The following is an 8,216-nucleotide window of genomic DNA, read 5'->3' as shown; positions in this document are numbered from 1 at the left end:
AGTGGCCCCCCTGTGACATCAGGTGAGACACCCACTTACATCAAGTGAGAGACCGGGCGCTGGCAGCGAGACGAGAGATCTCGGCCGTCGTCTACCTCGACCTGCCCCACCGGTAGGCGTCCTGGCACCTGCCCGCCCACCCGGCAGCCTGGGACGGCCATACGACCAGGAGGAAGTACGAGCGGGTGGCGGCCTTCGTCGCCGGACAGGACCAGGGTGCACGATGAGCGTCGACCCGGTTTGACCGGCGACCGCAGCCGCCGCTCAGCCGTCCGATCTCCGGTGCTGATCCCAGGCGCGTAACAGTTGCAGTCGGGTGCGGATGCCGAGCTTGTGGTAGATCGACCGGAGGTGGGTGTCCACCGTGTGGAAGGAGACGAACAGGCTTCCGGCCGCCTGCTGTTTCGTGGCGCCGGCGGCGAGCATCTCAGCCACCCGCGCCTCCGCTGGCGTGAGCGAGTCGAGCCCGGTCCGGAGCTGGCCGCGGGCCGGTTGCCGCCGTACCCGCCGGGCGGTGGCCACCTCGGCGGCCCGGTGTTCGGCCGCCCGCTGGTCGCCCAGGGCGCCGATCCGCCCGTACAGGCCGGCTGCTTCCCGCGCCGCCTCGCGGGCCTCAGAACGTCGTGGGTGTGGGCTGTGCGCGAGGTCGAGCAGCGCATCGGCCAAGGCCGGCCGGGCGGCGGTGGTACGTAGCCCGTCGACCGCCGCCCGCAGCGCGTCCGCGTCCCGGTCGACCAGGCCGCGTGCCTGATCGGCGAGCGCGCGCCACAGCGGGATGGGAGTGCGGACCGCCACCTGATCGAGCAGCGCGGCGATCTGGCCGGCGGTGCGCGGATCACCGCTGGCCAGGGCGGCGCGGACCAGCCGGGGTCCGAGCTGGGGCACGGGAAGCAGTGCGCGCACCGAGCGGTGCAGGTCGGCGATCGTGCCGGCGAGCAGGCGTGCCTGCTCGGCCAGGGTGAGGTCGGTGGCGGCGACACCGCTGGCGAGGGTCCAGATCGTACTGTCCGGCCACTGGTGCTCGGTCGTGAGGCATTCGCGCAGGCAGGCGTGGGCAGCCTCCGGTTCTCCCCGGCGGTAGCGGACCTCGGCGAGCACCGCGATCAGCAGTGCGCGTACCTCCTGGCTCAGCGCGTGCGCGCGGACGCTGAGTGTGGTCCCGGCCAGGGCCGCCGCCTCGGGCAGCTCGCCCACCGCAATCATGCGCAGGCAATCCAGGGCGGTGATCAGGACGGCCGGCGGGGTGCCGGCCGGCGCCGCCTCGTGCAACGCCCGCCCGGTAGCGGAACGGGCGTCGTCGTACCGGCCGAGGCCGAGCTGGGTGAAGATCCGTTCAGCGTGGATCAGCGCCGACTCCCGCCGAGCTCCCGGCGCGTCCGGATCCAGCGTGGCCAGCACGGCGCGGGCGCCCCGCAGGTCGCCCACTGACAGGCGGGCCGCGGCACGGCCGAGCGCCAGGTGGACTGCCGAGGCGGGCGTGCCTTCCTCGGCGTGGGCGCTGCCCGCCTCGCGCAGCAGCGCGTCGGCGTCGGGATGCCCCAGCCGGGCCGCGAGCGCGCCGACCATCGCCAACAGGGTGCTCCGGCTTCCCGCGTCCAGTCGCTCCTGCGCCAGCGCGCCGCGCAGGCAGGCGAGGGCAGTCGACGGTTGATGGCCGGCGTAGATGCCGGCGAGACGGCCGAGCATTTGGCTGCGGTACGCCCCACCGCCCCGATCCATGGAGATCTCCGCCGCCAGCACCCGGAGTGCCTGCGGTCCGCGCCCCGACAGGACGAGACTGTCCGCCGCGGCGAGCAGCCAGCGGCGCCGTTGCGGAACACCGTCGGCCGTGTCGCGACCCAGTGCGGCGACCAGCAGGTCGGCTAGGGCGGCGGGTTGGACCGCGCAGGACGCCACGAAGGTGTCGATCAGGTCCGGATCGACCCGGCCGGTGAGGGTGAGCGCGGCGGTCGCGTGGCGTACCGCGGCGGTCGGGGCGGCGGCCGCCAGCACGGCTGCTGCCCGCGTGTGCAGCAGGCCCCGCGTCGACGCGGAGAGGGAGTCGAGGATTCGCGTGGGGCGGGCCGCCGGGCCGAACTTGACGCCGTTCGGCGTCTCGGCGAGCAGCCCCCGGGCGAACGCGTTGTCCAGGGCGGCGCCGAGCGCCAGGTCGTCGGTTCCGGTCATCGCCCGGATGAGCCAGACCGGGCAGGGCCGGTCGGTCACCGCCACGACGCGCAACAGGGTCTGTTCAAGGGCTACGGCGACGGCCGGTCGGCTCGATGTGGCGTCGTAAAAGGGCGAATCGAACAATGGCGTTCCCCCCGCGTGCTCACCCTGTGTAGTGGCATGGCGTCCTGCCCCCGAGCCTAGCCACGGGGGGTTCGGCGGGCGGCCGGATCGCTGCGGTGTCGCCGTTTGCGCCGCAACGTCCCGGCCGTCCGGGATCGGGCACGCGCGTTTGGCGCGATCACGTGATGTGACGGCCCGGGTGCTCGGTCGAGCATCGGAAGCATGGCAACCACGACCCTGCGGCCGAGGTCAACGACCCGACGTCCCGCCATGACGGCCTTGCTCGGTCCGGGATTCGTAGCGGCGATCGCGTACGTCGATCCCGGCAACATCGCCACCAACCTGACCGCCGGTGCCACCACCGGCTACCTGCTCGTCTGGGTGGTGGTGGCGGCGAGCCTGATCGCGATCCTGGTCCAGTTCCAGGCGGCTAAGCTCGGCGTGGCCACCGGCCGGAGCCTGCCGCAGCTGAGCCGGGAACGCCTTCCGCGCTGGCTCAACAAGCTGCTGTGGGTGCAGGCCGAACTGGTCATCCTCGCGACCGACCTGGCCGAGTTCGTCGGGGCGGCGATCGGCATGTGGTTGCTGTTCGGCATGCCGATGCCACTGGCCGCGGTGTGCACGGCGGTGGCCGCGATGCTGATGCTCGAAATGCGGCGGCGAGGCCGCAGCCGCCCCTTCGAGTTGATGAGCGCAGCGGCGCTGCTGCTGATCGGCGCCGGCGTCGCCTACAACCTGGTGACCACCGGACACCAGTCGCCCACCGAGGCGCTTGGCGGCTTCGTGCCCCGCATCGACGGCTCCGCCTCACTCCTGCTCGCGATGGGCATCGTCGGCGCCACCGTCATGCCGCACGCCATCTACCTGCATTCGGCCATCGCCCGGCGGGAGGGCGCCGTGCCGGATTCGGCCTGGCGGTCGCCGGCACTGGTCCGGCGTGCGCTGCGGCTCGACTGCGGCATCGCGCTCGGGGCGGCCACCATGGTCAACGTCTCGATGATCGCGCTGGGGGTCGGCCTCGCCGGTGCCACTGCCGACGGCTGGACGGGTGACCTGCTGGAGGCACACGTCGAACTAGGCGCCCGGATAGGTGGCTTCGCCGCGCTGATGTTCGCCCTCACACTGCTCGCCTCCGGACTTTCCTCCAGCGGCGTGGGCACGCTCGCCGGGGACGTGGTGATGGTGGGCTTCCTCAGCCGGCAGATCCCGGTACGGCTGCGCCGGCTGATCACCATGGCTCCGGCCATCGTGGCGCTGATGATCGGTGTACCGCTGACCATGCTGCTGGTGCTCAGCCAGGTGCTGATCTCCCTCGGCGTGCCGATCGCCCTGTTCCTGCTCGTCTACTTCTGCCGCGACCGGCGGGTGATGGGTCCACTGGTCAACTCCCGGGCCACCACCGTCGTGGCGACGGTCGCGGGCGGCGCCGTCGCCGCGGTCGGCTGCGCCCTGCCACTACTGCTCCTTCTCTGACCTCCCGAGCCCACCGGCAACACCCGACCGATGGAGGCCGTATGACGCCGCTCGCCATGCCGACCAGGGTCCGATGTCGAACTGTCAGGCCACCGGGCCTGATCCGATTGCGGCTCACGCTGCTCGCGCTGGCCCTGCTCGCCGCCGGCGGAGGATTCGTCCAGATTCCCTGGTGGAGTCGGCTGCTGCTGGCCGCGACCGCCGCAGCGATACCCGGCGCGGTCGCGCTGCAGCACGGCCGGGTGGCGGTCCGCGCGCTGCTGGGCCGACCCAACGACGGACGGTACGTCGTCTGGCAACCCGACACCGTTTCGACCAATGTGAGGAGTTGATCCGATGGTTAACAACGATCCCGAGCCGCGTCGCGGCGACCAGGGCAGCGCGCCCATCTCCGGACGCAACGTCGAGCTCGAGCGGCAGAACCCCGACCTGCTAGTCCCGCCCACCACCGACAGCCGGCTGGTGCCCAACCTCAAGTTTTCCTTCTCCCAGGCGCACACGCGGGTCGAGAAGGGCGGATGGACCCGCGAGGTCACCATCCGGGACCTGCCGATCGCCACCCAACTGGCCGGGGTCCAATTCGGACTGGAGCCAGGCGCGTACCGCGAGATCCACTGGCACCAGGAGTCGGAGTGGGCCTACATGCTCAGCGGCAGGGCCCGGATCAGCGCGGTGGACCACGAGGGGCGTAACTTCATCGAGGATGTCCAGGCCGGCGACCTGTGGTTCTTCCCGCAGGGCATCCCGCACCACATCCAGGCCCTCGCCGACGGCGCGCAGTTCCTGCTGGTCTTCAACGACGGCACCTTCTCGGAGAACAACACCTTCCTGCTCAGCGACTTCTTCGCGCACACCCCGAAGTCGGTGCTGGCGAAAAACTTCGGCTGGTCGATGGCGCAGATGGCCGACCTGGCTCAGAAGGAGAAGTACATCTTCCAGAGCGCCGTACCGCCGCCGCTGTCGATGGACCGCATCGTCAGCCCGACCGGCGACGTGCCGCGCAGCTTCAAGCACCGGCTCTTGGCGCAGGCCCCGCAGCACTTCCGCGGCGGCACGGTACGCATCGCCGACTCGACCAACTTCGCCGCCTCGACGACCACGGCAGCCGCTCTGGTCGAGGTGGAGCCGGGCGGGATGCGCGAGCTGCACTGGCACCCGACGACCGACGAGTGGCAGTACTACATCTCCGGACGGGGGAGGATGGGTGTGTTCGCGGGGTCAGCCGCCGCCCGTACGTTCGACTTCCAGGCCGGTGACGTCGGCTACGTGCCGTTCGCGTACGGGCACTACATCGAGAACACCGGCGACGAGCCGCTGGTGTTCCTGGAGATGTTCCGCCATCCCCGGTTCGAGGACATCTCGGTAATGCAGTGGATGGCCAACACCCCGCACGAGGTCATCTCCGACACGATCAACGTGTCCCAGTCCCTGGTCGACGCGCTGCCGCAGAGCAAGCAGGTGGTGCTCTGACGCGTACGCCTGGTGGCCCGCGCGAACGTCGTCGCGGGGTCACCGGGCGTACGCGTCGACGGCACGCCGAAGCCGACATGTGGGGTGTGAATTCCTTGGTACGCCAGCGCCGGTGATCACGGCCAAGGCCGCCAGGCCCTTGGCGATGGAACCGGCGTCTCAACCCGGCATCCAACCGTCCCTAACGGTCTGCGACTGTGTGTAGTGCCTGTTTCAGGTGGTTCGGTCGTGCTCGATGTGGAGGATCACCAGGGCTGCGGCGACGATGTCGCCGATCTTCCAGGGGCAGAGGGTGACGTTCCGGGGTGCATTGAAGACCGTCTTGAGCAGGCTGTTGCCGCGTTCGCCGACGGCGCAGCCGGTTGTGGGTTCGGTTGAACGTCGCTGGAGGTCGGTGAGTTCGCCGTTCTTGGGCTTCTTGAAGGCGACGACGAGTGTGTCGGCTTCGTCTTCGTAGCCCAGGTCGGTCAGGGTACGCAGGTCGTCGCGGATGGCGGTGAGGGTCCAGCAGGTCGGGGTGGGTGCGCAGGCAGGTGGTGTCGTGTTCCCGGCCGGGGCGCACCGGCGAGGTCTACAGCGGCCGGCCGTGCGGGGGCTGTCAGGACCTGGACGTTGCCGCCGTGGTTGTTGTGTTTGGCCGACCACCACAGGTCCACCCGCGTGTCGGGCCAGGGGTGGATACCCGGTCGGTCTCGATCCGGGTGCCGTCCAGCAGGACGTAGTCGTAGCCGCGGCCAGCGCGGTTGCGGTGTCTGGCGCTGTCTTCGGTGGATGACAGCGGTGCAACGTCAGGCGGCGGGTGCCATCGTGGCGTCGATGAGATGAGGTCCCGGTTCTGCGAGCGCTCGGGAGAACTGCTCGGCGAGTTGCTCGGCGGTGCTCGCGCGACTGGCGGGAACACCGAATGCCTCGGCTAGCTTAACGAAGTCGATCGCGGGGTTGGACATGTCCAGCAGTGGGTTGCTGTCTGGCGCCCCGGCGCTGGGAGGTCGACTGCCAAAGTACTGCCACTCCTGGCGCAGGATGGCGTAGGCCTGGTTGTTGAGGATGATCGTGGTGACGTTCAACTGTTCGCGGGCCTGCGTCCAGAGGGCGGTGACGGTGTACATCGCGCAACCGTCGGCCTCCAGAGCTACGACCGGCCGGTCGGGTGCGGCGACGGCGGCGCCGACGGCCAGCGGCATGCCGTGACCCATCGCGCCGCCGGTCTGCATGAGGACGTCATGTCGGGCAGAGCCTGCGGTGGCGGCCGCCAGAGCATTACCTGAGCTGACCGTTTCGTCAATGACGATCGCGTGGTCGGGCAGCAACATCGCCACGACATCGCACCAGTTCTGCAGAGTGAGCGGCCCGCTGGGCATTAATGAGCGATGAGGCTCCGTAACCTGAGGGGCCGTGTCGGGCGCCACGAGATTAGCAAGGCGAACGAGCGCGTCGACGGCATCCTGGCCGACCTCGGCGAGGGCGTGGGTTTGGGCGTCCTGCGGGACGAGGCAACTCGGATGGTCGGGGTAGGCGAAGAAGGAGACGGGGGTTTTCGCGCCGGCGATGATCACATGGCGTACCCCATCCAATTGTTTGAAGACCTGGTCCGGGTAGAAACCGAGCCGGGGAAACGCGGGCAGGCCCGCGCCGCGTTCGACTTTGTTGGAGTAGAGCTCCTGCAGGACACGCACGCCACTCGCAACCGCGATGCGGCTGGCCGCGCATAATCCCGCCTCCCGTAGCGCCGGTCCACCGATAATCAGCGCGGTCGCCTCGCCGCCGCGGATCACGTCCGCGATCCGGGTTATCACGTCCTCGGTCACGGTCGGAGCCGACCGAGGCATGACGGGTTCGCCGAGCATTCCCCCGTCGTTCCAAGAGACATCGGCCGGCATGATCACTGTGGCTACCTGCCCAGGCGCTTGTACGGCCGCCTCCAGCGTCGCGGCGGCGTCGGTCCCGGTACCGGCGGCGTTCTCCGGCCGGCGGACCGGGCCGCGCAGCCAACCCGCCAGCGCTGCGATGTCGGAGTTCAATGGAGGATCGAAGGTGTTGTGGTACGTGGCGTGGTCCCCGACGATGTTTACCACGGGGGAGTTGGCGCGGCGGCTGTTGTGCAGGTTGGTCAAGCCGTATGCGAGGCCCGGCCCGAGATGCAGCAGCGTGGCCGCGGGCTTGTCGGCGATGCGCGCGTAACCATCCGCGGCGCCCGTGGCCACCCCCTCGAAAAGAGCGAGAACCCCACGTAGTTCCGGAACCGCATCGAGCGCGCCGACAAGGTGCAGTTCCGTGGTGCCGGGATTGGTGAAGAGGACTTCCACGCCACCGTCAACCAGCGTTCGAAGCAGTGATTCGGCCCCGTTCACCCGCGCCGCCTTCCGTCAGACCGACGATCTCCAGACACCTCAAAAAACCATACTAACCTCCACAATCAGTGCAACCTGGCTAAATTCGGTGAGGTTCGCAGTCGAGACGATGAGGAGCTGTGCCATGAAGCCGGAGGCCGTCACCGTGCGTAGTTACCAGGCGCGGCGTCTGGACATCACCGTCGACCGTCCATTCGAGGATTTCCGCCACCAGTACGAGCAGGCCGTTCCGCCCTACGACGCCGAGGCGTTCAACGCACTGGTGGCTCGCGGCGCGCCCTGGACAGACGTGCTGACCCAGATGCGGCAGCGAGCACCCCACAACTTCCTCATCTACTGGCGCAGCGGTGACCTACAACCGATGATGAACCTCGCCGGCGACTCCGCACACTGCGTCGAGTACCTGATGGGCAACCACACCATCGCCGAGCGGATGTACCGCCACGATCCCACCGTCATGCTCTACGCACCCCTGCGCACGGTCATCAGCAGCCAACCCGCCGGCAGCGCACGGCTCACCATCGAACAGCCCAGCTGCGCAATGGGATCGTTCGGCGTAGACGCAATCCACGCCGTGGGCGTGGAACTCGACCACGAGGTCGCCGCACTGCTACGTCACCTCGCCGTAGCCATACCTTCGCAACTGTCCGA

Annotated in this window: 6 protein-coding genes and 1 pseudogene; 4 read left to right on the top strand and 3 right to left on the bottom strand. The window is 69.4% G+C overall.

Going from position 1 to position 8,216, the window contains the following annotated elements:
- Positions 1-264 precede the first annotated feature (264 nt).
- A complete protein-coding gene (locus tag ABZ738_RS32480) occupies positions 265-2,166 on the bottom strand; it encodes a LuxR C-terminal-related transcriptional regulator (protein WP_357219753.1) in 1,902 nt (633 codons plus the stop codon).
- A 375-nt stretch (positions 2,167-2,541) separates the two neighbouring features.
- Here ABZ738_RS32480 and ABZ738_RS32475 point away from each other — a divergent pair, with 375 nt between their 5' ends.
- The 3 genes from ABZ738_RS32475 (at position 2,542) to ABZ738_RS32465 (ending at position 5,214) form a co-directional block, all read left to right on the top strand.
- Complete coding sequence (locus tag ABZ738_RS32475; RefSeq protein WP_357219750.1) at positions 2,542-3,744, top strand: Nramp family divalent metal transporter; 1,203 nt, start codon at positions 2,542-2,544, stop codon at positions 3,742-3,744.
- A gap of 107 nt (positions 3,745-3,851) precedes the next feature.
- Positions 3,852-4,076: a hypothetical protein gene (locus ABZ738_RS32470; RefSeq protein WP_357219748.1), complete on the top strand. Its 225-nt coding sequence runs from the start codon at positions 3,852-3,854 to the stop codon at positions 4,074-4,076.
- 4 nt (positions 4,077-4,080) lie between these two features.
- A complete protein-coding gene (locus ABZ738_RS32465) occupies positions 4,081-5,214 on the top strand; it encodes a cupin domain-containing protein (RefSeq protein ID WP_357219745.1) in 1,134 nt (377 codons plus the stop codon).
- Positions 5,215-5,427: 213 nt separating this feature from the next.
- On the opposite strand, the pseudogene ABZ738_RS32460 reads toward ABZ738_RS32465, so the two are convergent.
- Both ABZ738_RS32460 and ABZ738_RS32455 read right to left on the bottom strand, forming a co-directional pair.
- Positions 5,428-5,568, bottom strand: a pseudogene (locus tag ABZ738_RS32460) (IS5/IS1182 family transposase); the annotation flags it as partial.
- A gap of 434 nt (positions 5,569-6,002) precedes the next feature.
- The gene (locus tag ABZ738_RS32455) at positions 6,003-7,565 is read right to left on the bottom strand and encodes an acetolactate synthase large subunit (protein ID WP_357219742.1); all 1,563 of its coding nucleotides are present in this window, start codon (positions 7,563-7,565) and stop codon (positions 6,003-6,005) included.
- Positions 7,566-7,689: 124 nt separating this feature from the next.
- Between ABZ738_RS32455 and ABZ738_RS32450 the strand changes: the two genes are divergently transcribed.
- Positions 7,690-8,216, top strand: a 527-nt coding sequence (locus tag ABZ738_RS32450) for a hypothetical protein (protein WP_357219739.1), incomplete at its 3' end; no start/stop codon positions are given.

This window comes from Micromonospora sp. NPDC047793 (assembly GCF_040642635.1).
Taxonomy (GTDB): domain Bacteria; phylum Actinomycetota; class Actinomycetes; order Mycobacteriales; family Micromonosporaceae; genus Micromonospora.
The sequence above is the reverse complement of the archived record's forward strand: the minus strand, read 5'-3'. Positions and strand labels throughout refer to the sequence as shown.

What these genes read in the sequence shown, in the direction of transcription:
- ABZ738_RS32465 (WP_357219745.1), top strand. Translation starts at nt 4,081, where the DNA reads ATGGTTAACAACGATCCCGAGCCGCGTCGCGGCGACCAGGGCAGCGCG.
- ABZ738_RS32480 (WP_357219753.1), bottom strand. Translation starts at nt 2,166, where the DNA reads ATGACCGGAACCGACGACCTGGCGCTCGGCGCCGCCCTGGACAACGCG.
- ABZ738_RS32475 (WP_357219750.1), top strand. Translation starts at nt 2,542, where the DNA reads ATGACGGCCTTGCTCGGTCCGGGATTCGTAGCGGCGATCGCGTACGTC.